Below are 26350 nucleotides of genomic sequence, written 5' to 3' on the forward strand. Positions count from 1 at the left end.
AAACTTCTGTAAAGGGTGATACTGATGAATTTCGAAATAAATCGAGAAAGCCATCGATCTATTTTAGGAATTGCTTTGACTGTCTTAATTATCTCTATCCTTCTTTTATCTACGGTGGCAGCTCCTGTTCAAGCAGCCTCAACATTAAAAACAGAAGTTTTCGCGAAAGTACCAGCTCCCGGATTTCCTGAAGGGGTTGTCGTATCAGACGATAACACCATCTATGTTGGAACACACCAAAGTGGAACCAATCCTGCAAATACACCTTCCCATGTGTTCGCTTATGATAAAAACGGAAACCTCAAGAAAGATTATGTCATCCAAGGACAAGCTTCCAGTGCACAAGGTATCCTTGGAATGGCTTTAGATAAACAAGGCAACCTCTATATCTTAGACCGCCATCCATCTCGTATCATCCGTCTAGATCCAAAAACAGGTGAGCAATCTACATATGCCACTTTCCATGAAGTACAGCCATGCGTCAATGGACAACCTACTGGAGACTGCTCCGCTGAGTCCGAAGATCGTACCTCTTATGCAGACGATCTTGTATTCGCTCCAGATGGTACTTTATACGTGACAGATATCCAGCAATCTCTCATTTGGAAAGTTCCAAATGGCGGGGGAAAAGCGAAAATTTGGTATACTGATCCTGACTTAGACTCCGTCTTTGGTGCCAATGGTATTCGCTTCGCTGATAACGGAAAAACGCTTGTGCTTGCTGTTTCACTCTATCATGTTACCGATCCAAATCAAATTTTCAGTGGAAGAGGCCGCATTTACAAACTCCCTATCAACAAAGACGGCAGCCCTGGGACGAAGAAATTGATCTGGCAAGCACAACAAGACGGGGAAGGACCAGATGGATTTGCGATTGGTCAATCTGGTAAATTGTATGTAGCTTTAGCTTTACCAGGTGCTTTTCTAGTTCTTTCTCCAGATGGAAAAGAAATCACTCGTACACCAGCTACTCCAGAGGAAAACCAACAGCAAGCAGTTCCATACTCCCTACCTGCAAACGTCGCTTTCATGGGAACGAACGTCTTGATCACAAACCAAGATTTCTTTGCAGATGGCCCTAACGATAAGCAAGTAGTATTTAAAGTGAATGTCGGAGAACTTGGAAAAGAATTATTTAAACCTTATGTAAAATAAACAGGAAAACCAAAAAGCCATTCCAAAAGGAGTGGCTTTTTTAATATGTGAAAGTTATACACTTTATATACGGGTGGATCACGACTGGCTGCCATGATCCCGTTCTTCCTAACGGTTCGTCCGCTCCGCTCGTTTATCCTTCAATCGAACAAAATGCCTCGTTAGGCACCTCGGAGGAAGGTATCATCAGAGGGGAGGACCTGTTAGAAGAACTGTTCAGTTGTTGAGCATAAGAATTTATCCTGCATCGTTTTACTGATTTTGTGTATCGATTTTTATTGATTCTTATGATTTTTACTGATTTGTCGGTTATTTATTATTCTTGAGCTCAAGTCTAAGATTAGTATATCCATCCTTCTTTCATATTGTCAATACTGGGAATAATCATATTCACCATCAAAAACTTTTCGATTTTAAAGATTTTCAACCTCGTGTTCCGAGTTGTTATATACTTAATAAATTCTCCGCAATCGAACGCTTCACTTTCACTTCATTGATCGGTTTCACCCGATTGTATCTCCGCAAGATCGCTAAGTGGGTCGTCAGTTCATCTCCCGAGAAAATAGCAGATAATGCATGTCTAGAGGCTCTATCGATTTTCTCTTTGATGTCAAAAGCCAATGCTAAGGTCATCTCTTCTTTGGATTCATCAGGATGTTTCTTGGTGCGAAGAAATGCGCTCTCCAAGGCAAACAGCAGAGTGACAATATCCGCTAAGTCTCGTAAAACTTCCTGCTCTTGATCCATTTTTTCCCGGTATTTATCTACTGCTGTACCTGCTGCAAGCAAAAATATTTTCTTGCTGTTTTGGACGATTTTTTCGATCACTGCAAGGTTATCTGTTTCCTGTTCTAGACTTGGGGTATAATTCATGATTTCTTTCGTCAGATCACCCACTGCTGCCATCAAAGGAAGCTCGCCGGATAATGCTTTCTTTAACAAAGTTCCGGGGATCAGCAGCCGATTGATCTCATTTGTTCCTTCAAATATCCGGTTGATTCGCGAATCGCGATACATATTTTCAATCTCATACTCTTGCATAAAACCGTATCCACCGTGAATTTGAACCCCTTCATCTACAACATAATCCAGTGTCTCCGAGCCGAAAACTTTAGCTAAGGAACACTCAATTGCCCATTCGTGAATCGACTTGGCGACTCCTGCTCCGTCGGACTGCTCAATGGTACTCAATCCTAGTTCAAACAACCCAGCGATTCGGTATACCATACTCTCTAAGGCATACGTTTGAATCTGCATATTCGCTAGTTTCTCTCGAATCAAAGCAAATGTAGCAATAGGTACGCCAAATTGTTTGCGTTCTAAGGCATATTCTTTCGAAATTTCAATTGCTCGTTTCGCTGAACCGAGTGTTCCCGCAGCGAGCTTAAATCGTCCCAGATTTAAAATATTAAAAGCAATCCGATGACCTTTGCCGATCTCGCCGAGGACATTTTCAACAGGTATCTGAGCATCTTGTAAAATCAAAGTACGGGTAGAAGAACCTTTGATGCCCATCTTCTTCTCTTCTGCCCCTGTGGAAACTCCCGGGAAATCTCGTTCCACGATAAAGGCGGTAAATTTATCACCATCTACTTTAGCGTAAACAATAAACAGGTCAGCAAATGCAGAGTTGGTAATCCACTGTTTTTCTCCGTTTAATAGGTAATGGGTTCCTGCTTGATTTAAAACAGCTGTCGTCTTTGCGCCTAAGGCATCTGATCCAGACCCTGGCTCTGTCAAGGCATATGCGGCCAGTTTTTTACCGCTCGCCAAGTCAGGCAAGTATTTTTGTTTTTGAGCTTTTGTGCCGAAAAACACGATAGGCAGTGTTCCGATTCCTACATGGGCACCATGAGAGAGCGCAAATGATCGAGAAAGTGCCATCTTTTCTGTGATCAAGGTAGAACTGATCTTATCCAATCCAAGTCCATCAAACTCCTCTGGAACATCAGCACCGAGTAAACCTAATTCCCCTGCTTCTTTGAGCAGACGGACGGTATGCGAAAATTGGTGCTCTTCGATCTGGGCAAGCACTGGCCAAACTTGCTCTTTGACAAACTCCTCTGTCATTTTCGCCATCATTTTTTGCTCTGCTGTAAAATCTTCCGGTGTAAATATATCAGATGGTAATGTTTCTGCAATGAGAAAAGAGCCTCCCTTACCCATGTTTTCCCCTCCTATACGCGTTCAAATAGTCCTGCTGCACCCATACCGCCACCGATACACATCGTCACAATTCCATACTTCTTCTTTTCCCTAATAAGTTCATGCAAAATAGATACCGTTAACTTTGTTCCCGTACATCCCAAAGGATGACCTAAAGCAATTGCCCCGCCATTTACATTTATTTTGTCTTCATCTAGGTTTAACTCTTGGATTATTGCCACAGACTGCGAAGCAAATGCCTCGTTTAGCTCAATGCGGTCAATCTGCTCTAATGTCACCCCTGTTTGCTTTAACAGCTTTGGTATCGCTTGAACTGGACCTACTCCCATCACTTCCGGCTCAACACCTGCTACTGTGAACCCTCGAAAAACAGCCAATGGCTTAAGTCCGAATTCTTCCGCTTTTTCACGGCTCATAACGATAACTGCTGCCGCTCCATCACTCGTTTGTGAGGAATTTCCTGCTGTTACTGTCCCGTTTACTTGGAATGCCGGGCGGAGTTTTGCCAAGACTTCAAACGATGTATCGAGCCTTATTCCTTCGTCTTCGCTAAAGTGACACCTGCTTTTAACAGGAGAACCGTCCTCTGATTCTTTCCACTCCGTCACTTCTATCGGGATTATCTCTTCCGTAAATTTTCCCTCCTGCTGTGCTTTTGCTGCTTTTTGATGGCTGTTAAGAGCAAATTGATCCTGCATCTGACGGCTTATCTGATAACGCCTCGCTACTTCTTCTGCTGTGTGTCCCATCGATAGATAGGTTTCGGGATAATGCATCATCAAGTATGGATTAGGCGAAGGACGAGCACCTCCCATCGGCACCATACTCATGCTCTCAATTCCACCTGCGATGATCATATCTGCAAATCCACACATGATTCGCTCGGATGCTAAAGCAATCGATTGCAGTCCAGAAGAACAGTAACGATTGATCGTCATCGCAGGGATTTCCACAGGTAATCCCGCTCGTAAGCTGACCGTCCGAGCGAAATTCATCCCTTGTTCTCCTTCAGGAAATGCGCAGCCAATAATGATGTCATCGATTTCTTTTGGGTCTATCTGGGGATATTGCTGGAGCAATCCTTGTAACACCAATGCTCCAAAATCATCTGGACGCGTATGGCGCAAGGCACCTCTCGATGCCTTTCCAACCGCAGAACGTTTTGCTGCCACGATTACTGCTTCCCGCATCTTTTTTCCCTCCTCAATTGCGAAGCGGTTTTCCTGTACGCAACATGTGAGCCATTCGAGCTTGTGTCTTGGGTTCTCCGATCAAACTCAGGAAAGCCTCTCTCTCTAAATCGAGCAAATAAGCAGGATCGACCAATGTATCTTCTGGAACTTCTCCACCAGCTAAAACATATGCAAGTTTAGAAGCAATTTTATAATCGTGCTCTGATATATAGCCAGACTTCCAAAACTGATAAGCTCCCAGTTTCATCGTATTGGCACCATTACTTCCTAAAACAGGGATTTTGCTCGTTTTGGGTACTTGATAGTTTACTCGATCTAATGCAAGTACTGTTTCTTTGGCGTCATGCAGCAAAAAGTCGCGGTTCATGGTGATTGCGTCCAATGGACGTAAATAGGTATAGCTCTTTGCATCTAACCCGCTTGTAGACACTTTTGCTTGCCCGATTGTTTGAAATGCTTGATGGACAAACGGTTCTATTGCCCTTGCATTCGCTCCATTGGTCTGCTCATGAATACGCAGCAGTAATTCTTTGCAACCACCCCCAGCCGGAATCAATCCAACGCCTACTTCTACCAATCCCATATAGGTCTCCGCTGAAGCTTGAATGCGGTCGGCAGGCAGACACATCTCCACTCCACCGCCGAGGGTCAGCCCATAAGGAGCCGCAACTACCGGACGAGAACAAGTGCGCAGAGACCCTAACGTTTTTTGGAACCGGCGGATCATAAGATCAATCGCATCATAATCTTCATCTTCAACAAACATCAACATCATCAAAAGATTGGCTCCAACTGAGAAATTGATCCCGCTGCCTGTAATGACCAGTCCACGGTAATTAGCAGCTACTTCTGTAACAGCATAGTCGAGCATCTCCAAGGCGTCATTGCCAATAGCTTGTTTAGGGGAATGAAACAAGTAACAGGCTACATCATCCCCAATATCGATAAGACTCGCACCTTGGTTTCCTTTGATTTTGGTTGGAGAGGCAGGACGAATCGGAATTATTTTTGGATGCTCCTCAATTGGCTGATAAGAACCATCCAGATCGATGAATTGATCAGACTGATAAAAGGACGTTTTCCCATCCGCAATGAGTTGTTCAATCCAAGCCGGAATCGTTTCTCCTTCTTGTTTCATTCGCTCTACTGTCGCAGCCAAACCTAGCTGATCCCACAGCTCAAATGGACCAACATCCCAGTTAAACCCCCATTTCATCGCCCGATCCACATCGATGAGATGGCGGGAAATAGCAGGAGAATAGGTTGCAGTGTAAAGCAGTGTCTTTTTCGTGATGTACCAGAGAAACTTCCCGATATCATGGTTCAGTTGAAACAAAGCTTGCAAACGAGACCCCAGATTCTTCTCTCTTTTGATCTGTTCCAGTTCTGGGATATTTGCTTTTTTTCGATCTTTGTACTGCCATGTATCAAGATCGAGAGCTTGAATCGTATTTTTCTGTTTGCGATAAAACCCTTGCTTGGTCTTTTCACCTAACGAACCTTCATTTATTAACTTTTGGATAACAGCAGGAGTTTGAAATGCATTTTGCTCTTCTTCATCTTGCGATTGATCACGAACATTTTTGACAACATGGGCATAAGTATCTAGACCGACCAGATCGAGTGTCCGAAAAGTGGCACTTTTGGGTCTGCCTAAAAGAGGTCCTGTTAATTCATCTACCATCTCAGGAGAAAAAGACCATTGTTCCATCGCCTTGAGGATCACTTGAATACCATAGGTGCCAATCCGATTGGCAATAAAATTTGGTGTATCGCGCCCGATAACAACGCCTTTTCCAAGGCGTTCTTCGGAAAATTTTTGGACTGTATTGGTGATAGAAGGAAGTGTGTGTTTCGTTGGAATCAGCTCAAGAAGCTTCATGTATCTGGGAGGATTAAAAAAATGTGTGCCTAAAAAATGTTGTTGAAAAGATACCTTTCGATCGTTTATGATTTTATTGACGGAAATACCAGAAGTATTCGAACTTATAATAGATCTCCCATTCCAAACTTGCTCCACGTTTGCAAGTAACTGCTGTTTGATCGTTTCATCCTCTACAACCGCTTCAATTATCCAATCTACTTCTGCTAACTTGTGAAAGTCATCTTGGAAATTTCCGGTTTGAATAGATGAAGCAATCGTTGAAGAAAAAAGGGGAAAGGGCTTTTCTCGAAGAAGAGATTCTTTGGCTTTTTCTGCTAGAATATTTCGATTTTGCTCGTTTTCTGGCACCCGATCGAACAAATATGTGACAAAACCTGCATTAGCAAAATGGGCAGCGATCGCACGACCCATCACACCAGCACCCAATACTGCTACCTGTTTTATCTCTAGCATTTTCATAGCTCCTTTTCGTTAATCCGTCTGTAACAAACCGTTCGGAATAGAGGGAAAATAGCTACATTTCAACTCGAGCGAAAAGAGATAAAAATAATCCAGCGAATATATCCATAGCTGAAGCGTCCTTTGTGTTTCTCAACAACAGCGGACTTGGATCAAAATGTATGTTAGTAAATTTGCTCAACCGTAGTACATCACTTTATTATTTCGCTACATTTGAAAATAGTCAATATTTTTTAAAGAGTTATCTATTAACATTTTAGTAATAAATGTTAATCTTAAAATAAGCTTTCTCTCCTTTCTATTAGATATTGCACATATGGAATCATTATGCTTAAGGGGAATGTATGATGGGCAAGTGGATATTTCGTTTTTTCTTACTATGTTCGTTTTTTCTAGGATGTTATGTGATCTATAGTTTTTTTGAAATGGGTTATGGAGTAAATGCGATAAGCATATCCGATGGAAAACTCCACAAAAAGGAAGATATTAAAGCATACGGTTTGACCAAACTTCGTATTCCAGAAGAATCACTTAGAAACAAACCCATCTCAGTTTACTATGTCCCCCATCCAGACGACGAAATTTTGACGTATGGCGTACCAATTCGAAATGATTTAACTGCGGGCAAGATTGTATTCTTGGTACTGTTTACACATGGCGAAGGCTCCGCTATTTTAGGAAAATTAAATAAAATGGCAGCACCGAAAAAAATTACCCATGAAGAATTAGGAAGATCACGGGTACGGGAATTTTTATTTTCCGCTGAAGCATTAGGCATAGACGAAAAACACCGAGATGTATATGACCCTAATAAAAATGGATATAAAATGAATTTAATAAGATCAGTAGCTCTATACTTTGAAAGCCTATCCAATGACGTAACACATAATGGAATGAGTGAGATGGATACTCTTCCAGAACACTCCATGACAGGAAAAGTACTCAATGAGCTCTACAAACAAGGAAAAATCAAAAAGAAAAGAACTTTTGCATCTGTCTACATGTCTCGACTTGCCAAGAAAAAATTAAGAGGACCTCATATCAAATTAGTCAATCCAACTGATAATTATTACCTTGATTCTTCCATTAACACTTATAACCATTGGGACCCTGAAAATGGATGGTATGCATGTGGTTATATCAGCGTTAGCGAACAATTCAGATCTTTCTATGCTCACAAATATTCGGTATTGACCAAAAAATAAAAAATAACCAGAGTCTTTACGCTCTGGTTATTTTTTATTAAAGATAAATGCAAACAGCACTCCACCAATTGCTAAGATTAACAATCCAGAAGATTGGAAGCCATGATCTGTTATAAATTTTTGAATAGGAGCAGCTACACTATTGCCTCCGCTATTGGAAGCACTATAATTGTGATATAACCAATATATGCCGAAAGCAACTGCTGCAAAAAAGAGAATCCCGATGATAAATCCTCCAATTTGCTTTCCATTAAAACCACTCGAATATCGAGACTTTCCTTTTTTAATCGGTTTTGCCATCTATTTCCCTCGCTTCGCATCATCCGTATAAAAAGTTTATTCGATGCAGGCGATGTATTCAATAAAGAATTATTTTACTTTATTAACCATATAAACCTTCCGAATGTTGGATAATAAACTGTTGAATGGTTTCCGCAGCACGTTCCACAGAGGAAAGATCACTTGAATAGAACGTATAACGACCTTTCTTCTCATCCAAATCTAATTCGTCGGCAAGTGCCCCCATCAAACCACGTGCCTTTTTATCTAATTCAAACCAACCAGTGATTTGTGAACTGGCAAGCTCAGTTGCATAAGAAAACACGATTTCATCATATTTCCCACGTAACCAAGTAGTGGGTCGAAACTGAATAATTTGTGTTGCGTCTCTTCTACCTGTATATCCTTCTGCATAATGCTGAAATCCTAAAGAATGAAAAGCATCTAAAAAGTTTTTAAGTATTCCTGATGGTAAAACATCCATATAATCTCGATCTTTCGCATCTACCGCCTGATCAATATCTAAATCGGTTTCAAAATAATAATGAGTACAAACAGAGCTTACAGGTAATCCATCTGGACAAACAAAATGAAAAGGATACTCATACCGAGAACCTGGGCCCAAAATAAGCTTTTCATTGGTAATCGGGATCGTCGCTACCTTTTCATGTACATGGTGTTCATGCTCACCCCTTGTATAACGGGAAGTAAGATGAAGGGAAACTTTTAACCCTTCTGTCACTTGTTCGGATTCTCCACCGACGACGAAAATGGTTCCAGAGATGGGCTGTCCCATCGTCATAACTGCTTGATCCAGTTGTAAGTTTACTTTTGCTGCTCCAAATCCAATCGATGCCAGAAACTTTTTCAACATGGTAGTTATCACCCTCCTGATCTTATTGTATCAGAGAAACCGCCCTATAAGATCAATGAGATGATAAGTTGTATATACATTTCCATCTTTGGTTCGAAATCCTTGATTATATGCTTTCATCCAATTGTGCAACAAATGGTTATTATCGTCTGCTAATTTTTGTTCCATTGCATGAAAATAGCCGAATAAAGCGGCCATTTGAAATACTCCTTGGCTATTGTGATAAGTCTTGCGGAACTGAACCTCTTGTACATCTTCCAGATGAAGTCCGTCTTGCTCCAAACGCTTTTCCCAATAGGTTCGCGGGTTAAACTGAGCAGGCGGGTAACTCCCTATTTCCGAATCATCAATCCAGCTCAAACAATTATGTAACTCCATAAAGGTATGGGGGCCAAAAAACGTCGTTGCCACAATGCCGCTTTCTTCTAACAACTCCCCACTAAACTGAAACAATGCTGGCATCTCCCGCTGAAACTGGCAATTAGGCGAGATGATGATAATATCAAACTTATCTGGAATACCATCTCGATGATGAGAGATAATCTGTACGACAGCATTTTTATTCCAAGCAACAAAAATATCAGCGTTCATTTTGAGTGAAAAAAGGTCTGAGTCTGGGTAGACATCTTGAATAAGATCAGTAAACATCGGCTCGGTAACATATATCTCCAAGATCGAGATCGCAAATTGCCTCCGTTGTTTGATCATATGTGCAAGTCGAAACGCAATTTTTTGACAAATTTCATTCTCTTGAAAAGAGGAGGGAGCTGATAGAAATGATGATATTCCGTACTCATGTTCTTGATTCACATCTGCACCTTTCTTTCTTTTCATCGTTATCAACTTGCTTCTCTTTTTGGTTAGGAAAGTCCTTCTAATCGATGTAAATAATCCTGTTTTTTGGCATAAAAACACATAAGTTCGTATATTCATTCAGTGAACTTCATGACATTGTTTTTCCATTTAACGTGTCATATCTATTCAGATTTCTTTTATTTTCATATAATATATATAACACCTATCACACACCCGAAGGAGCCGACCATGGCCTCCGAGACCAGCACGCCGGTTCGGCCCACCATTGAAGCGACCATCACCATCGTCGACATCTCAGGCAGTGAGATGAAGCGGGTCGTGGTCAGCGACATCGACGAGATCAGCGGCTTGCCGGAGATCCCTGTTGACCCCGAGACCGGCCGCAAGCTCTACGACCAGCTCACCGACACGGAGCGCTCTGTCAACGCTCGAATCAACTTGATCCGGGGGTACCTCCAGGAGATCTACCGCAACGTCAAGCGGATGGTCAACGGTGTACCGGTGATCAAGGGCTGGACCATCTCCATGAAGGAGCTCGCCAAGGCTGAAGCTCTGGAAATCGACAAACCGGTCACCGAGGAAACGGCCGAAGAGATTCGCACCTACTTTGTGGAGGCGGTGGCCAACGCCCAGCAGGAACTTGAGAAGGTGTGGAACTCCGACTGAAGGAAGTGAGAACAACCTCACGTAAGCCTCCTGACGGACACTCCGGTTCCAGCAGAGATGACAGTTCCCTGAGCTGTCGTCCGTTGGAGCCGGAGCATGAATTTAATTTGTTGATATAAATAAACCCCCACTTCTGTATGATTTAGAAGTGGGGTTCTAACTTTTCTTTGCTGTTTGCAAAAAAGGATAGATCGTTCCGAGTTTCTTGCATATACATGAAACTTCCTAAGTTATAACGCTGTAAACCATTAAAAACATGTAAACAGCGTCAACTCTTATATTTGAAAACTTTGATTTTAGATTTTCTAAAATCTATACAAACTTACTGTACTTCCATATAATAAGGATACAGTCAAACCTGATGGAGGAGCCGAACATGGCCGCCAACAGCACCTTCCAGCCCGTCCAGCCTGCCATTGAGGCGACCATCCACATCGAACTGATCTCGGGCATCAAGCAGTTCATCCCGGGTACCAAGCGGTACAAGATCGTGATCGGTGAGATGCGTGTCACCGGCACGCTGCCGAAGAACATCGTGGACGACTCCGACGATGACGTCCGCTACGCGAACGCCTCCACCAAGGAGGAGTTCGTCGACGGCCAGATCGAATCAGCCAAGAGGAACTACGAGGAGTTGGTCCGCAACGTCCAGCGGATGCTCCACAACCTCCCGGTCCTCAACGAACCGAAGCTCGTGAAGTCGATCTACGACGTCCTCGGCATCGAAGAAATCGATCCCCATTTCGACTCGATCCCCGCGGAGCAGTACGAAGCCGCGGAGCAGGAGGCCGAGGCCCCGTACCGGGAGGCGGTCGACGCCGGGAACGCGCTCTACATCGGTGTTCCCGTCACCAAGCTGATGGCCGAAACGGCTGTCGCCTACTTCGAGAGGGAGCTGGCCACCACGGTTCAGTCCCCCATCAACGGGCGTGTCTGGGAGACCTGGGCGAAGTACGTACGGGAGCACCCCGAAGAGTACGTCGCCTGAGGCGCTTCGGTTCCAGCAGAGATGACAGTTCACCTGAGCTGTCGTCCCTGCTGGCCGGAGTACGAATAATTTGTTGATTTTGTTGACATAGATAAACCCCACTTCTGTATGATTTAGAAGTGGGGTTTCAAGCTTATGATGTTTGCAAAGAAGGATAGATCGTCTGATACTTTTCCGTTAAATATTTCACATATGGATCAATGCTGAGCGCCTGACCTGTAGCTCGATGAATGATCTCAGTTGTAGTGAACTTTTTGCCATGCTGATAAATGTTCGATTTCAGCCAATGGTGCAACGTGGCAAATTGCCCTTGTCCCATTTCGGTTAGGATCGAAGGATGAGCTGCTTTAGCAGCATCAAACAATTGGCAGCTGAGTATATTTCCGATTGTGTATCCTTGAAACTGCCCTCCGATAAAGTCAGCAAACCAATGTACGTCTTGCAATACACCATCTTTGACCTCTGTCACCTCTACTCCTAAATCCTCTTTGTAACGCTGTCTCCAAGCTTCTGGGAGATCGGCGATATCCAGCTTTCCTGTCAACAGATCCAGCTCCAGGTCAAAACGAATAATGACATGTAAATTGTAGGTGATCTCATCTGCCTCTGTTCGGATTTGAGAAGGTGAGACATGATGCATCGCCCGATAAAACGCCTCCATCGGTACAGAACCTAGTTGAGAAGGAAATACAGATTGCAATTTAGGATAGAAAAACTCCCAAAACTCACGGCTTTTGCCCACTAAGTTTTCCCATAAGCGCGATTGGCTCTCATGAAGACCAGAAGATACACCTTTCATCAGAGGGGTATCGAATAATTCTGGTGCAATACCTAACTCATATAACGCATGACCAGACTCATGAATACTGCTAAAGAACCCGTCAGTCACTTCCCATTCCCTGATCCGTGTGGTGATGCGAATATCATCTCCTGCTAGACGAATCATAAAAGGGTGCGGGGAGAAATCTTGTCTCGTTCGACTTCGATCCACCTTGAGATGATCGAGCACCATATCGATAAATTGTAACTGTTTTTGCTTCGGATAGTGTTGGATCAAACAATTGCGATCTACAGGTTCCGATTCCCGGATTTGTTCGATCATCGGAACTAACTTTTTCCGTAAGTCATGAAAGAGAGGCTGCAAGATAAAAACATACATACCTTCATCACTGCGATCAATTAAAGGATCAGCGACATGCTGAGCATCGGGAAAAAAAGATGAATACTCCTTGCTGTATTCCAATGATTCACGCAATAAAGGAGCGACAAGGGAAAAATCGTTTTTCTCTCTCGCCTCAACCCAAGTCTGATAAACACGTGCAGTATGGCTAAAAAACTTTTCCATAAAGGCAGAGGGAATATTGACTGCGCGCTCATAATCTTTTGCTACTTCTGCGACAAGTCTGGCCTCTGTTGAATCCGGATCAAGCATTGCTGCCCAAGGTACAAGCTGATTCAGCATTCTTCCCATTTTTGGGTCTGCCAACTTTTCATGTGCCAGTTTGCTGATGAAACCGATTTGATGACCGCGATAATCGGCATTTGCTGTTGGCATATTTGTGGATTGATCCCATACGAGCATATGAATATATGAATCCAAAGTCATGTATTCCTTTAGGTAACTTTTAAAGGATTGGTAAAGTTCCAAAATAAAGACTCCTTTCTACTCCATAGGTAACATTTACGACGATCAGTCGTTTTTCCTGCTTTGCTCCAAACTTCCTTACTATCATCGCAAAAAAAAGCGGCCTTTTCTACTATATGAGTAGAAAAAAAACCGCATTTAAAGGAACTCAAACTATATTGATATAATTTTTTTTGTGTGCTCTATCACGGGCTTATCCCAATCGACAATCGGCCCATCGCCGCGTTTCAAAACTTTGGCGAAGGCTTGTGATGGCTGCAAATACTCAACCATATAGTCGATGGCGATCTGTGGGTCAACGGTATGACCACAGGTATAACAGTCCAGCGCAGCAAATCCTTTTTCGGGATACGTATGAATCGACAGATGACTCTCCGATAACATGACTAGCACTGTAACGCCTTGAGGGTCAAATTTTTGGGCCTGTACCGATAGAACAGATGCTCCACAGGACTCAGCTGCCTGTATCATATACTTCTTTAATTCTTCTGCATTGTTTAAAAGGTCAAACGGCACACCCCAGGCATCCATAGCCACATGCCTTCCGAAAGTAGAATATTCTTCCATCTTTCGGCCCCCCTTCCTAGCAAAAAATTGGTGTGAGCCAAATTCCGCTAGGATCGTATTGGATCACTTATGGGGGAAGGTTAGTCCAATGAGGTCCCAACCCTTCGAGTGAATCACTGATCCTAATAGCTCAAGTTGGTTTGGTTGCAACATCCTGTACCTTATCATATTATCTGAAGAAATTCAATTGGTTTCATAAAATTAATCTACATCCCAATAATATTATACCCACCGTCTACATGTATGATTTCTCCAGTGATACCCCGCCCTAAATAACTGCATAAAAAAAGCGCTGCATCTCCTACTTCTTCTGCGTCTATCCCTCTGCGAAGCGGAGCACGTTCTTCTACGACTGAGAGCATATAATCGAAATCTCTCACGCCTTCTGTAACAGAAGTTCGGATGGGACCTGCGGAAATCGCATTAACCCGAATATTTGCCGGACCCAATTCATTCGCTAAGTAACGAACGCTCGATTCCAATGCCGCTTTCGCAGCCCCCATAACATGGTAATGAGGAAGTACTTTTTCTGAACCCATATGGGTGAGGGTAACGATTGTTCCACCATCACTCATATATTGTTTTGCTTCTCTTGCTGCGGCAATGAGGGAATAAATACCAATGTCTTGAGTCATAGTATATTGATCACGCGTAGTTTGTAAATACGAATAGGGCAAATCTTCAGTTTTTGTATAAGATATACTATGTATGACACCATCAATTTTTCCCCAATGGTCGTAAATGTGAGCAAATGAACTTTTTATCTGTTCGTCTGCTGTAACATCACAGACAGTACTATAAGAACTAGGGATTTCCGTATGAACAAGCGAACTCACAGATTGCTGGATTTGTTTATTCTCATATGTAAAAGCGAGCTGGGCACCGGCAAGGTGCAGCGACTTCGCGATTGACCATGCAATACTTTGTCGATTTGCTACACCCATCACGACTATTTTCTTTCCATCCAATAAGCCTTTCAACGAAGCACCTCTTTCTCCCAATAAACCAAAAATGAAAGCCGATACATGACAGCCTACAAAAAAATGATAGCGATGTCAATTTTAAAGCTGTTTTGGGAGATACTAAAAAAGAATGAACTCTTGAGGAGGCTGGCTGTATGATTTCGCTAAATGAACATGAAAAGGAAATTGTGATCCTTGCCTTGACCAAAGTATTAGAAACCGAACAATCTTATGTACGAGTAGACGAATACAAAAAAGTATTGGATCGTCTGCGCGCAGATCATCACCATGAAGATGTAGGGCATATCCATTTGCTTCATGAAATCGATGAATATTAATTACCAACCAGCACTTGGATGACGAACCAAATTTATATCTTCAATCAGCAAAACGGAATTCGATGAGCTCACCTCTTGCAATCCTTGATTCATAATCATCATCGAGAACGTTCCTTTTGCATGCTCGTCTTTTAACAATAAACCAGCATGGTCAGAAATAAAGGCGATTGCTTTTTCCGTGCCGTCTTTTAACTGATAGCAAAAAAGATAAGCGTCTTGCTCACGATCATACATCCACACATATGCACGGATTTGCTCTGGGTCTGTTTCTAAGTCTTCCCAAGTTGGGATGGATAATAAAAGAATAGGGTGCTTTTCCCCTTCTACCCAGCCTCCATCTTCTGGGATCGCTGCTTCTTGTATTTTGGGAACATATCGTTCTGACATTCTATCACCTTGCCTTATCTATTTATTGTATGATCATTATTATACAGAAGGAGGCAAACGAAGTGAAACGATACAGCCAAATGATACCAGAAGAACTTACCAAAACCATCAAAGAACTGGAAAAACAGCTTGCAGAAGCTGAAAATAATAAATTAGAAAGCAATGCCGCAATCCTCAGGCAAAAAATAAATCTCGCCAAATCGTACCTCATCGACCCAAAAACGATTTCGTTAGATGCAAAATATCAAATTGAAGGAGAATGGAAGATTTTCCATGTTGAATATCTCAATGGGATATATGCATGGGGCACATTTGAAGGAAAAACCGAAAAAGAAGCATTTCCATTATCTTTATTAAAACCTCAGGACTAGAAAGTAGTCTTAATATTCTTATAGATAAGTGCAATAAAACAAGATATAATTAAATATATTCACCTGTAGGCAATGGAGGAGCTCCCATGATGGTCGAGTCTCAGCGCATCAAGGGCATCTACGGAAACCAGTTCCTGTTCTTCACCAACCTTGTGGAAGACCCTTACACGAACAAGGAAGGGGATGCCATCGTCCCTGGCATCGAGCTGTCGACATTCGCGACTGGCTTCGGTGACAAAACCGCGGATGTAACGATCACCAGGTACGAATCGGTAAAGGTTCGTTCGACGAAGGCACCCTACTTCGCAGGGTTCAACCACCTGGACGCGTACATCATCGTCCGCGGCGGGACCCTCATGGTTCACGGAAGTGTGCCGGTGAGGATCTCCGTCCCGGAGGGGCTTTACGCCCACGTCTTCTGTATGGAAGGAAAGTGGTCCGTTGTTTTCCGCACTGACGACAGGTTCGACCCCCAGTTGACTCTGGGCTTCTAGGTCGAGCACCCCGCCCGCCTACAGGCGTACTCTGGATGACAAGCATTATCGTTGTCCAGAGGCCTGAACACAAACGAAACTTTATATAGATGAACAAAACCAAAGCCTCTTGTTTGAAACTTGGCATTGGTTTTATTTTTAGAAAATAAGAAGCAAAAGTGCTAATTCTATGAAACTAACTTAGCTTAAAAAATAATAAACTTGTACAGCATGGTTAATTCTTCCTCTTTTCGATCATAATACAACTAGGAGGTGCTCGGTATGTATTATGTGATTCGAGATTCGGAGAAATTACCCCCATCTATCATCCATGAGGATAACTATTTCGCTTGGTACAATCCGATGAAAAAAGATCATCGGATCGAATTTAGAGGCACGATGAACCAATGTTATACGTTTATGAATCGTGATCAAAAGCAATTAACTTTATAGTAAATATTCGAAAATTTCTAGCGACCATCGGTCGCTTTTGTTTTTAGGATGTTTTCTGTGACAAGGGAACTTTCTTCTTGTTGCATGTTAGTGTGATTTACAATAAAAATGCCACACCCTATAATGGAGATAACCGTGTAAGGTACCATGCTTTACACAATGAACTCTGAGGAATAACATGCCGCTGGACTCCAAGGTCGACCCCCAAGACTTCACCGAGGTTCAGGAGGGTGAAAACACCAAGTTCACCGTCACGTTCACCAACACCAGCGACCCAACCAACAAGGCCGTCGTCGAGGTGATCAAGGAACGGTGACAACCTGAGGTACCGCCTCCTTCCCTCCACCGCGTGGATCGTGATCACCGACTCCAGCCAGGCCACCATCGTGCGTGACGAGGCGAGCGGTGTCGTCATCGTGCAGTGGGCGGAGAACCACTGGCGCACCCTCACCTCATGGGTGGAGCTCGGTCCCGAGGGCATGGCAGAAATCGATCGAGCCTTCAAGGAGACCTTCACCGACTGAAGCTGAGCATCTCTTCGGAGTGCGGCGGCCAGACTACAATGTAGTTTGGCCGCCGACCCAATAATTAAGGAATAGTAAATAGATTCTTTTAGAACCTAAACAACTAATCACCATATAGAAATAACGCCAATAAAAGGCGTTATTTTTTGATTCAATCTTATTCCTCAATAATTTCAATCACTCTGCCAACCTGTCCATCTTCTAACCGCACTTTGATTCCATGTGGATGGGTTGGAGATTTAGTTAGTAAATCTTTTATTACTCCCCTTGTTCGATTTCCTGTACGTTGATCTTTTTTTAAGATGATATCTACGAGCAGTCCAGGGTGTAAGTTGCTTCTTGTTTTTCCATCCATTTTGATGCCTCCAAATTGTTTCTTCTTATTTTAAAGCTTTTCTTTGAAATTTCCTATTTCTTTTGAAAAAACGAGTGTATAACTCTAAACAGCAGAAGTGTATTTCAAATTATATGATACAAATCATGAGACAACAGAAGCTATCTATGTATGGAATTAACGTAAAGGAGAGGAAATTTCCTAATGTCCATAAACTAAGAATTAAAAAATAAATTGGGGCCGAGCACACAAGCAGGGACGCTTGCGGCTCAGCTCCGGTTCTTGATTGTGCTCAACGAAGGGACGCGATGGTCAGCGATACCAGCCGATTCGTCGGCAGGATGAGCTCCAGCTCCTCCGCCCTCTGACTCGCAGCTCGGAGAGCTTCCTTGATCCAGAGGTACACCTTCTGGAACGCCTCATCGAAGTTCTCCCGGTACCTTGCGAGGGCACCGTTGTAGAAGCCGAGGTACGGCCGTACAGCATAGGTGACACTCACTGTGATTTCCTCCCACTCAGCCCCATAGGAGTCCAAGCGGGCCTTGCGCTCTTGATGAGCCTGCTGCTCTGTAGGAACATAGCACTCATCGAAGATGACTTGTAGAACCTTCTCTGTGGGCAGTTCCTTTGCCTTGTCATAGACACGCTGCAGAGCATCAGCAAAAGCGTTGCTCGCAACTACGGTGGAGTTGATGTCGTCCTGCATCGGGAAGTCATGGCGCCGAAACACCTGGGCTGCCGCTTCGGCGACTTCCTGCTCCTTGCGGAACCGCTCAGCCACGATGCCGTAGCAGAAGCTGTAGCAGACATCCAGCAGAGCATCCTCATCCACGTTCGGCTGGCGAACCCGTTCCATCAGACTGCTTACGGTCTGGAACAGGTTCTTGCCGATGGAGTTTGCACTACTCAGATCGATCCGCTCGTTGAGCATCTGGCGGAAATCGCCAGCGAGCTCATCGCTGATCACCGGAAACACAGTCCCCTTCTCCTGCCCCTCCCCCGCATTGAGGACGGAAGGGAAAAGGAAGAAAACCGTATAAACCAGCAGCCACCCTTCAGTCAAGTGGAGCTTGCGTTCCACCGCCTCCTGACGAACAGCCGGGAGAAGGCTCTCCACTTCACGGAGAACCCTCTCAATGGTGACGGCCCAGACCTCGTAAGAGACATCGAATGTTTGACTTGCGACCTCGTAAACCCAGCGCTCCTTGTCGCTCCATGAGTCATCGAAGTTCTTGCGGCAAGCACCGGAGAGGATGGACAGCAGCCTGTCTGTAGACAGAGTGGAGCTCCCCTTCTCCTGACTTACCACCTCAGCCAACACGCGATCCACCACCCTCACGGCGGAAGACACGAACTCATCCGCGTCGTTCAACTCCGGCATCAGAGAAGCAAGGTTCACCGTGCTCTTACTGAATGCCTGCCGGAACTCTTTCCATACACGGATGAACGGAACAGTGGCGAGGAAAAAGGTGTTCACCTTCTCCAACTCGCTAAGGTTGAGCCCAAGCTGCTCCATCGTTTCTTCTGCCCTGTAGAGAGCAAGTTCCATCTGAGTGTGTACAATCTTCATGACACCATGGGCAGAATAAGGGTTCTGCCGGGTGTCGCGGAGACGTGCGTTGAGCCTGTGTTGGAATGCCTCGTTCCCGAACACCTCGTCGATGATCTGCTGCTGAGTGTAAGGCGCCATCACTCGTTCCTTTCGGTGGGTTTGATCCAGAACCGGTTACTTCTATGTTGGCATATCCATATATCCAAATCAACCAGATTAGAGTCAATCTTCTCTATTTTTCTAAATAGACCGTAGAGGTAGAACCACTTGCTCCTCAAGTACCCTAGATCAAAATTTTGAGCTTTTTAAACACATTCCGCATAGAGCATACTCCTCGTCACCTTGTTAAGAGACGAAAATCGGCTGAATCATCGTATCCAAGCCGATTGCCGTTTATGGGGTTATGTGAATGATTTGAGGAATGAAGGACTACAACGAAAAGTTTTTCATAAATCAAATACTGAAAACTGTTGCTTGTTCCAACCAAATAGTCAAGCTTATAATATAAGTAAGGACCTCGACCGAGGAGGAAATATGACCAACACTGCTCTCTCCGAGAACACCCGCACTGCACTGCACGCGCTGATCCAGCAGGCTCGGGAGGAAATCGAGCAGGTGTACGGTGAGTACGAGTGGGAACTGGGAAACAACCCCACGAAGGCTCACGAACTTCTCTTTGCCGGCAGCTGTGCCCTGGCGAAGAAGTTCCTGCTCGTCACCACTCTGAATGCTTCCAACGCGGAGCCCGAATATGAAACAACGCTTCTGGGGCTGGAGTCCCTGCTGCTCAGTTCGGAAGAGCTGACCGACTCCGAGCGCCAAGTCACCTGTGAGAAGATGATGGCAGTGAGGACATGGGGTGAGGTAGCCGAGCTGATCCGCTTGGCCCGCTCTTACGTTCGACGCGCCATCCGCAGGGCGTTCGACGAGCTCCCCAACAAGGAACTCGTCCGAAACGAGCTCGTGAAGGTGCTCGGAGAAGACCGCTGCTGGTCGTGAAACAACCCCGCCCTCGGTCCCGCAGAATGGTGATGTACCAAACCATTCTGCGGACCAATTTATTGATATATTCCTCTTCCTACATTATCTTAGTATGCTTCTTTTATAACCTTCCCATTGTCGTATTTATCAGTTTGTTCCCATTCCCAGCTAAATCAACAAGAATAGTCTTGGTATAGAGACTTATTTCCAAAAAAATGAATTCCTTTAAATAGAAGAAGGTAGTTTGAGCGAACGGAAAGTCATAACGGTACATGCAACTTTTATTAGAATTGTTTTTTTGCATTTAAGAAGGGGGCGAGATTTAGAGGAATTAAAAAAACTAGCCCTTTTCTAAATCTCACCCCCTGTTTCCTATAAGGGAATGTAATATGAAAATTATATGGTTGTTTTAACAGCTAGTCCACTAAATGATACTGGGCCAACAACATCAGCTCGGGTGTTTGCGGTTTGATTTTCAGCGGTAACCGTGTATACATGTCTACCTGATTTTACATTTATATCAACTGCCTGAAATGTGACAGCATAGTTTTGTTCAGAAGCTGCCGATTCAATACCTTGCAGTGTATTGAAAATCTCTACTCCGTCGCGGAAGATTCTAAAAAGAACCTGAGCGATACCAGTAACCCCACGGACACCAACAGTTGCTACTAATTCAACTCTATTAGGTTGGGCATTTGCAGCAGGTATTCTTATACGTATGGTTGCTAGGAGAGATCTTGCTGGTGAACGTTTGATAATAAAAGACTTTGCTAAGTTAAATTTACTTAGTGGTTGAACAGCAGCTTTATCAATAATTCGTACCAAAAAAGCATCTCCTTTCATTTAATCTATTATCAATATATGTCTGGCAAAAGGAAAATGATTGGACAAATTATATGTTTATAAAGTTTTTATAAGTACTAATCTTTAAGATAGAGGACATGCAATGCGCAAGAAAACGGGGAAGTTCGATACGCTGATGTGTCAGTTGGGCATGTTCGGCTTCAACGACGCCATACAAATCATGGAGAGGGTCGCAGGCAGTTCATTCTCGCTGACTACCCCGGCACTGTCATCAGACGCCACCAAGAAGGAAATAGATTTTGTGCATCCATACAACCTGTGTAACGATTCTTCTTAAAAGAAAAGCCATTGATCCATATATAAAAAGGTTCAATGACTTTTGTTATTCGCAACTGTTCTATTCTAGCTTTTCAAAGCTAATCTACTAATTCACCATCACCATATTCCATGTGCATCCTGAACCCCTTCCTTTTTAAGAATCAAATACAGAGCGAGAGAATGATTTTTCAATTCTTCAGGGGAAATTTCCTCATAACAATCACACAAACTAATCAGTATCTTTTTCTCTAAATGTAAGAAACCATACTCTTTAGACATATCTCTTGCCTTATTTAACGTTTTTATCGCTTCCTCAAATAATGATTGCTCCACATACCATCTTCCTAGACCCAAAAGGGATTCTGTCTGGAACAATCTATTATTGTATTTTTCACTGATCGCGATTGATTTGTCAAGAATCACTTTCGCTTCTTCAAATTTATGCTGTTGAACTAAAAAAGGACCAAGAAATCTATAATTATAAGGTTTGATATGTTCTCTACTTACCATACCATCTACTTCCAAGGCTTTATAAAAATACTCCTCAGCATTTTCTAATTCACCAAGAGAAAAATAGATAATGCCTACACAAGACCATAAAGAAAAAAGTTTGTTGTAATCCCCATTTTTAAACGCAATCCTAATTCCCTTCGCTGCTTTCTGCAATGCTTCCTTGGTAAGACCTAATTTATGTAAGACTGATGCATAGATTAAGTACATCTGGATTACTACAGGAATTTTTACCTCGTAGGGGTCAGTTGCCTGTTTGATTGCTGCATCTAAATCTTTTAAGGCAGATAAAGCTTTTTCATTTTGATTGAGATCATCTAAATAAATAGCTTTGTTTAATAAGAGATTATATTTGGTATGTTCCCGTTTTCCACCCTCTACAAAACAATCTATCCCTTGTTGAACAAAATTCACTCCACTCACATAATCATTTCGACTGTGGGCAAGTATACACAAAAAGTTATAGCTCATTGCCTTTATATTTGTATTTGAAAGAAAATGCTCTTCGTCGATCTGATGGATGACAAGTAAGAAATACTTCTCTGCTTTGGCTACTATGTTTTTTGAGGAATCGGTTTTTATACCTTTGGCTTTCATACTCTTATGTTTTTCGTAGTAGCATCTCCCTTGCAAAAAATAATAGAACGGAGCTAAATTCGTATCCATCTCAATTTCCATTTCTTCATTCAACAATTCTAACTGATGCTCCCATTTATCTGGATCACTTACTAAGAGATCGTCTACATTTTTTAATTTCTTTAAGTAATCCCGTTCTTTCTTCACTTCTTCTGGTATCACACCACAGAGTTCTTCTGCTAGTCCAAATTGTTGGGCATATGAGATATATTTTTCTTCTGCTACTCCGTCAAATCCACGTTCCAGATTGCTAATCGTGGTTGTACCCACTTTGAGGATATCCGCTATTCCCTTTTGCAAAATACCTCTTTTGTTCCGTTCTGCTTTTAGTTTCAATCCGATTCTCTTCTTATCCATTTCCCAGACACTCCATTTCAGAATTGGTAAATTTTGATTACCGTAATTATGACACTTTTTCAATTATTTTCAACTAGGTATACTATCAGCTACAGGATTAAAGCGAAGGAATCCAGTCAGTGCAAATATCCAATCTATTCGTTATAATTCTAAAAAAGAGAAAGTTTCTCTCCTCCAGAAAACCAATTTACTGCTGCAAACCTACCAGCAGGAAGAAATTATTTTTATAACATAAAAAATATAGAAAGGAGATTACAATGAACACTACCTGCTTGAAATGGATTTAGAATGGGTAATCGAAAACAAAACCATACCACTTGAAGTTACGGAAACATTGCAACAAATAGCAGATCATTACTGCTATACGGCTGATCAAATGCATCAACAAAAGTTGCAAATCGTGGATGAGCTTTATCAGCGAAACAAAGGGTACATCGTTACATTTTTATTCCCAAATGGAATAGACGACAACGACAGATGGATACACGCCCTTATCCGAATGGAAGTCAGAAGATTACAAAAATAATACTGAGGTGATTGACTATGGCATTGCGATTGATCGTAGAAGGATGCAGAGATAAAGTGAGACAATTTGTGGATTTTCTAAAAATAAGCCAACAATGGCGGTTTTACAATCGATCAAGGCTCTCGCTCGGAGCAGATGAACTGCGAATTGATTACTTTTTTGATGAAAATCCCTATATGAAACCGAGCATCATCACAAGACAAGTGAGTAAACTAACGCTCACTTGCGAAGATGGAATGAAAATGGAAATTACGTTATTGGATGCCGAAGTGGTCGAGATGGGCAATGGTGTTACCTATATACACGGAAAAAGCTATGACGCCTACTCTTAGATAAAAAAGACGTGCCCCCTTGATGGTTTGTGACCACCAAGGGGGCTTTTCATGCCGTCAGGCGACTAGATCAGAGCCTGACCAAGCAGCTTGACCTGTCCCCATGCCGTCTGGGAGAAGGTCAGGATCGGATACCCGGAGCCGTCCTGCTCGGACCCGACCGTTTTGGAGTCACGGACATCGACCTTGGCTCCATCGACCCGCGCCTCGACGCAGTTCGATGAGCCTTGGGATCGCGATGACTTTTTCCAGCTTGCGGAAAGCAATCTTACTCCAGCCGCTCTTTCTTGCACCATCTATTTGATGGATCTTTCTTGCGGCTTTTTTATTATATACAATCCAGAAGTAAAAGACTATATTTTTTTAAAATTCAATTAACAAATTTATTTCGAATTCATTGAATACGAAATTCCTTGCAGTGTATTGGAACAATAACAAACTCCCATGAAGGTAAGGGAGTTTGTTGGTTATAAATATATATGATAATAACGGCACCCCTCCCCGCATGGGAAGGGGCAGGAACCGGAAAGTACTGAACTTGTTACTACAAGTCAAGACCACCTTGCCAGTCTATGTTCGGGTTCCCATTGGTGTCCGTGTCATCAGGGTCTATCGGGTCCAGCTTGTCGATTCGCACTTTTTCGACAGGACTCGGTATACCGTCGAGACAGGACCTAGGGTTGATGGAGCTGTCCGTACAGGATTCTACAGCCTCAGAACGAGGCTTGTAATTACACCTGTTCATATAGCCTCCTCCCCCGGTTCCATAATCCTTCCCAACGGAAGGACACTTATAAGTATAACACAAAATATTCTGAGTATACCTATCGATTTTACAATGGTATAAATTACAATTTATAACTTTCATCACATCACTCTGTATTAAATTCTTATTTATAGACATAAAAAAGATACTTACATATAAATATTCAATTTATTCTGCCGAATGCATTTCATTGTTACTATCTATTTGATTTAATAATAGAAGAGAACGAGCAAGGATCGTTTTCATGCTTGAATCAGCAAACTACAAAGAGAGAAATGCTGAAAAAGCAACCTTGACGAAACAACTCGAAATAGGAGAAAGATGAAACAGCCGAAATGGCTTAGTCATGCCAACCCTACTGTACTATTAGCGACTTTCTTCAATGGCATTTTTGTATCCTTGGTAGGATACAGCTCCATTTCCAAGCTGCTCCAGATCCAAGGAATGGCACGATCTATCCCTGAAACAAAAACTGGGACAGCGGCTACCTACCTTATCAGTAGTGCGTTTCTCCTATTTCTAGGAGACAGAATCGGTCCGAAGAAGATTGCATCGATCGCATTTGGTTTGTCGTGCTTGGGACCATGGTTGATTACGATGTCAATCGTCCATCATACAACATGGATTATTCTGATTGCCTACCCGATCATTTTTTTCATGACTGTAGTAGGCGGCTCCAGCATCAACGCGCTCCTTGCCTCAACTTTGCCTGATAGCAAAACTCAAGAAGGAATGACAAACAATGCGATCGTATGGGGCATTGGTTCATCTGTTGGCATTGTTCTCAGCTTCCTTCAGTTTCAATTGTTGGAATCTTGGTCCGGTTTCTTGTGGGTTTGGACTGGAATTTCCTGCGGAATGAGTTTACTCACGCTAAAGGCTGTCTGGAATATCCCACAAGACAGCAAACAGCAACGGAGGAAACAAACCAAGGCAAAAATGAACCCCCGACAATGGGTAAAACAATCTTCAGGGACAAGTCTCCATCATCTTAAAGTGGTGGGACAACTCGTAGGATGGTACCTGTCATGCATCGGAAATACGATGGCTGGATTCATGATCTTGTCATACGGAGTCTTGTTCATCAAAGAGCCGCTCCTAGCTGGTTCCATCCCAATCATCATGCTTGTCGCTAACCCATTTGGACAATGGATAGCAGCAGAAAAACTGTCTAAATGGCGGGACAACAAAACGATTATCATGATCGGTATCGTCACTTTGGCGATGGGACTCGGAGTGGCCGCTTATGATCCGTCTCAATCACCTTGGCTCATCATCAGTGTAGTGATCGCAGGAACGAGCTACGGAGCCATCAACAACTCACTGTGGACCCTTGTCAAGCAAAACACACAGCACCATGCTGCCCACACCGGAGCTCTCCAGCTCGTATCAACTCTGGGTACCTTGATGGCATCTATGCTTGCAATGATCACAGGAGCAGATGACCGGACATTTTGGCTTTTGGGCATTCCTATTGTCCTCGTTAGTCTGGTTGTCCTCCCCTTTGTCAAGTTCTCACCTATAAGCCCAGTAAATGAAGAAGCAGAGAAAAAACAGCATTAAAGCTGATGTTAGGATCATGTGATCTTCGATAAGATCAAAAGAGGTCCACGTAAAACGATAGATTCCGCTCTTCTAGAGTGAGAATACGGCGACTGAAATCACACAAAAGCTTAGTTAAATCTAAGAGTGATTCCAGTCGCCAAACGTTTTTTGCTGGATAGAGTATGAAATTCCGTAAGTACGAAAACTATATTCCTCTCTTAACACAAAACAAACTCCCTTGTCTCAATAGGAGTTTGTCATGATAGAAAATATATATTGAAAT

The 26350-nt window shown here is 43.0% G+C and carries 30 protein-coding genes; 15 read left to right on the top strand and 15 right to left on the bottom strand.

All coding sequences use genetic code 11. From position 1 onward, the window contains the following. Positions 1-24: 24 nt before the first annotated feature. Positions 25-1155, top strand: a complete 1131-nt coding sequence (locus AC5WOE_RS03830; RefSeq protein ID WP_496051957.1) for an SMP-30/gluconolactonase/LRE family protein — start codon at positions 25-27, stop codon at positions 1153-1155. Between the two features lie 444 nt (positions 1156-1599). Here the strand turns inward: AC5WOE_RS03830 and AC5WOE_RS03835 are convergent, their stop codons facing one another. Genes AC5WOE_RS03835 through AC5WOE_RS03845 form a run of 3 tightly spaced genes read right to left on the bottom strand, consistent with a single transcriptional unit; the run spans position 1600 to position 6852 of the window. Next, positions 1600-3321, bottom strand: a complete 1722-nt coding sequence (locus AC5WOE_RS03835; RefSeq protein WP_496051958.1) for an acyl-CoA dehydrogenase FadE — start codon at positions 3319-3321, stop codon at positions 1600-1602. Between the two features lie 11 nt (positions 3322-3332). Then, positions 3333-4511, bottom strand: coding sequence for an acetyl-CoA C-acyltransferase (locus AC5WOE_RS03840; RefSeq protein WP_496051959.1), 1179 nt, complete (start codon positions 4509-4511; stop codon positions 3333-3335). 13 nt (positions 4512-4524) lie between these two features. Then, positions 4525-6852, bottom strand: coding sequence for a 3-hydroxyacyl-CoA dehydrogenase/enoyl-CoA hydratase family protein (locus AC5WOE_RS03845; protein ID WP_496051960.1), 2328 nt, complete (start codon positions 6850-6852; stop codon positions 4525-4527). A gap of 353 nt (positions 6853-7205) precedes the next feature. Here AC5WOE_RS03845 and AC5WOE_RS03850 point away from each other — a divergent pair, with 353 nt between their 5' ends. Then, entirely contained in the window at positions 7206-8063 is an 858-nt protein-coding gene (locus AC5WOE_RS03850; RefSeq protein WP_496048684.1) for a PIG-L family deacetylase, read from the top strand. Positions 8064-8090: 27 nt separating this feature from the next. Here the strand turns inward: AC5WOE_RS03850 and AC5WOE_RS03855 are convergent, their stop codons facing one another. The 3 genes from AC5WOE_RS03855 to AC5WOE_RS03865 all read right to left on the bottom strand — a co-directional run bounded on the left by AC5WOE_RS03855 (position 8091) and on the right by AC5WOE_RS03865 (position 10050). After that, the gene (locus AC5WOE_RS03855; protein WP_496048685.1) at positions 8091-8363 is read right to left on the bottom strand and encodes a hypothetical protein; all 273 of its coding nucleotides are present in this window, start codon (positions 8361-8363) and stop codon (positions 8091-8093) included. An 82-nt stretch (positions 8364-8445) separates the two neighbouring features. Then, entirely contained in the window at positions 8446-9216 is a 771-nt protein-coding gene (locus tag AC5WOE_RS03860) for a sporulation protein (protein ID WP_496051961.1), read from the bottom strand. A gap of 30 nt (positions 9217-9246) precedes the next feature. Further along, the gene (locus AC5WOE_RS03865) at positions 9247-10050 is read right to left on the bottom strand and encodes a hypothetical protein (protein WP_496048687.1); all 804 of its coding nucleotides are present in this window, start codon (positions 10048-10050) and stop codon (positions 9247-9249) included. Positions 10051-10260: 210 nt separating this feature from the next. Here AC5WOE_RS03865 and AC5WOE_RS03870 point away from each other — a divergent pair, with 210 nt between their 5' ends. Together AC5WOE_RS03870 and AC5WOE_RS03875 are read left to right on the top strand one after the other, a co-directional pair. Then, positions 10261-10698 (top strand): hypothetical protein, encoded by a 438-nt coding sequence (locus tag AC5WOE_RS03870; RefSeq protein ID WP_496051962.1) that lies wholly within the window; start codon positions 10261-10263, stop codon positions 10696-10698. Positions 10699-11074: 376 nt separating this feature from the next. Beyond that, entirely contained in the window at positions 11075-11686 is a 612-nt protein-coding gene (locus AC5WOE_RS03875; protein ID WP_496051963.1) for a hypothetical protein, read from the top strand. Between the two features lie 133 nt (positions 11687-11819). Here the strand turns inward: AC5WOE_RS03875 and AC5WOE_RS03880 are convergent, their stop codons facing one another. From AC5WOE_RS03880 to AC5WOE_RS03890, 3 genes are all read right to left on the bottom strand, one after another. Next, positions 11820-13334 carry a carboxypeptidase M32 gene (locus AC5WOE_RS03880; protein WP_496051964.1) on the bottom strand — a complete coding sequence of 505 codons (1515 nt, stop codon included), beginning with the start codon at positions 13332-13334 and terminating at the stop codon, positions 11820-11822. Between the two features lie 150 nt (positions 13335-13484). Beyond that, positions 13485-13898, bottom strand: coding sequence for an adenosylmethionine decarboxylase (gene speD, locus AC5WOE_RS03885; RefSeq protein ID WP_496048691.1), 414 nt, complete (start codon positions 13896-13898; stop codon positions 13485-13487). A 206-nt stretch (positions 13899-14104) separates the two neighbouring features. Then, positions 14105-14878 (bottom strand): enoyl-ACP reductase FabI, encoded by a 774-nt coding sequence (locus AC5WOE_RS03890; protein ID WP_496048692.1) that lies wholly within the window; start codon positions 14876-14878, stop codon positions 14105-14107. Positions 14879-15015: 137 nt separating this feature from the next. Here AC5WOE_RS03890 and AC5WOE_RS03895 point away from each other — a divergent pair, with 137 nt between their 5' ends. Further along, complete coding sequence (locus AC5WOE_RS03895) at positions 15016-15198, top strand: hypothetical protein (protein WP_496048693.1); 183 nt, start codon at positions 15016-15018, stop codon at positions 15196-15198. On the opposite strand, the gene AC5WOE_RS03900 is transcribed toward AC5WOE_RS03895, so the two are convergent. Beyond that, positions 15199-15585, bottom strand: coding sequence for a hypothetical protein (locus tag AC5WOE_RS03900; protein WP_496048694.1), 387 nt, complete (start codon positions 15583-15585; stop codon positions 15199-15201). Positions 15586-15647: 62 nt separating this feature from the next. Between AC5WOE_RS03900 and AC5WOE_RS03905 the strand changes: the two genes are divergently transcribed. The 5 genes from AC5WOE_RS03905 (at position 15648) to AC5WOE_RS03925 (ending at position 17406) form a co-directional block, all read left to right on the top strand. Next, positions 15648-15956, top strand: coding sequence for a DUF1811 family protein (locus AC5WOE_RS03905; RefSeq protein WP_496048695.1), 309 nt, complete (start codon positions 15648-15650; stop codon positions 15954-15956). Between the two features lie 86 nt (positions 15957-16042). Then, entirely contained in the window at positions 16043-16450 is a 408-nt protein-coding gene (locus AC5WOE_RS03910) for a hypothetical protein (protein WP_496051965.1), read from the top strand. A 261-nt stretch (positions 16451-16711) separates the two neighbouring features. Beyond that, the gene (locus AC5WOE_RS03915; protein ID WP_160801367.1) at positions 16712-16882 is read left to right on the top strand and encodes a hypothetical protein; all 171 of its coding nucleotides are present in this window, start codon (positions 16712-16714) and stop codon (positions 16880-16882) included. 178 nt (positions 16883-17060) lie between these two features. Next, on the top strand, positions 17061-17198 hold the full coding sequence (locus AC5WOE_RS03920; protein ID WP_496051966.1) for a hypothetical protein: 138 nt from the start codon (positions 17061-17063) through the stop codon (positions 17196-17198). A 40-nt stretch (positions 17199-17238) separates the two neighbouring features. After that, positions 17239-17406: a hypothetical protein gene (locus AC5WOE_RS03925; RefSeq protein WP_496051967.1), complete on the top strand. Its 168-nt coding sequence runs from the start codon at positions 17239-17241 to the stop codon at positions 17404-17406. Positions 17407-17563: 157 nt separating this feature from the next. Here AC5WOE_RS03925 and AC5WOE_RS03930 read toward each other — a convergent pair whose 3' ends face one another. Both AC5WOE_RS03930 and AC5WOE_RS03935 read right to left on the bottom strand, forming a co-directional pair. Next, positions 17564-17761: a YwbE family protein gene (locus tag AC5WOE_RS03930; protein WP_496048698.1), complete on the bottom strand. Its 198-nt coding sequence runs from the start codon at positions 17759-17761 to the stop codon at positions 17564-17566. Positions 17762-18032: 271 nt separating this feature from the next. Further along, positions 18033-19430 (bottom strand): ubiquitin family protein, encoded by a 1398-nt coding sequence (locus tag AC5WOE_RS03935; protein ID WP_496051968.1) that lies wholly within the window; start codon positions 19428-19430, stop codon positions 18033-18035. Between the two features lie 396 nt (positions 19431-19826). On the opposite strand from AC5WOE_RS03935, the gene AC5WOE_RS03940 reads away from it, so the two are divergent. Next, positions 19827-20291 carry a hypothetical protein gene (locus AC5WOE_RS03940; RefSeq protein WP_496051969.1) on the top strand — a complete coding sequence of 155 codons (465 nt, stop codon included), beginning with the start codon at positions 19827-19829 and terminating at the stop codon, positions 20289-20291. A 378-nt stretch (positions 20292-20669) separates the two neighbouring features. Here AC5WOE_RS03940 and AC5WOE_RS03945 read toward each other — a convergent pair whose 3' ends face one another. Then, a complete protein-coding gene (locus tag AC5WOE_RS03945) occupies positions 20670-21098 on the bottom strand; it encodes an exosporium protein C (protein WP_496051970.1) in 429 nt (142 codons plus the stop codon). A gap of 121 nt (positions 21099-21219) precedes the next feature. Here AC5WOE_RS03945 and AC5WOE_RS03950 point away from each other — a divergent pair, with 121 nt between their 5' ends. Then, positions 21220-21414 carry a hypothetical protein gene (locus tag AC5WOE_RS03950; protein ID WP_496051971.1) on the top strand — a complete coding sequence of 65 codons (195 nt, stop codon included), beginning with the start codon at positions 21220-21222 and terminating at the stop codon, positions 21412-21414. A 98-nt stretch (positions 21415-21512) separates the two neighbouring features. Here the strand turns inward: AC5WOE_RS03950 and AC5WOE_RS03955 are convergent, their stop codons facing one another. Then, positions 21513-22898 carry a tetratricopeptide repeat protein gene (locus AC5WOE_RS03955; RefSeq protein WP_496051972.1) on the bottom strand — a complete coding sequence of 462 codons (1386 nt, stop codon included), beginning with the start codon at positions 22896-22898 and terminating at the stop codon, positions 21513-21515. Between the two features lie 277 nt (positions 22899-23175). On the opposite strand from AC5WOE_RS03955, the gene AC5WOE_RS03960 reads away from it, so the two are divergent. Both AC5WOE_RS03960 and AC5WOE_RS03965 read left to right on the top strand, forming a co-directional pair. After that, positions 23176-23424 (top strand): hypothetical protein, encoded by a 249-nt coding sequence (locus AC5WOE_RS03960; RefSeq protein WP_496051973.1) that lies wholly within the window; start codon positions 23176-23178, stop codon positions 23422-23424. Between the two features lie 17 nt (positions 23425-23441). After that, positions 23442-23756 carry a hypothetical protein gene (locus AC5WOE_RS03965; protein WP_496051974.1) on the top strand — a complete coding sequence of 105 codons (315 nt, stop codon included), beginning with the start codon at positions 23442-23444 and terminating at the stop codon, positions 23754-23756. A 65-nt stretch (positions 23757-23821) separates the two neighbouring features. Here the strand turns inward: AC5WOE_RS03965 and AC5WOE_RS03970 are convergent, their stop codons facing one another. Continuing rightward, a complete protein-coding gene (locus AC5WOE_RS03970; protein WP_496051975.1) occupies positions 23822-24052 on the bottom strand; it encodes a DUF397 domain-containing protein in 231 nt (76 codons plus the stop codon). A gap of 791 nt (positions 24053-24843) precedes the next feature. Here AC5WOE_RS03970 and AC5WOE_RS03975 point away from each other — a divergent pair. Then, complete coding sequence (locus AC5WOE_RS03975; protein WP_496051976.1) at positions 24844-26085, top strand: MFS transporter; 1242 nt, start codon at positions 24844-24846, stop codon at positions 26083-26085. The last annotated feature ends 265 nt before the right edge of the window (positions 26086-26350 follow it).

It is taken from the genome of Shimazuella sp. NTD248, assembly GCF_059510395.1.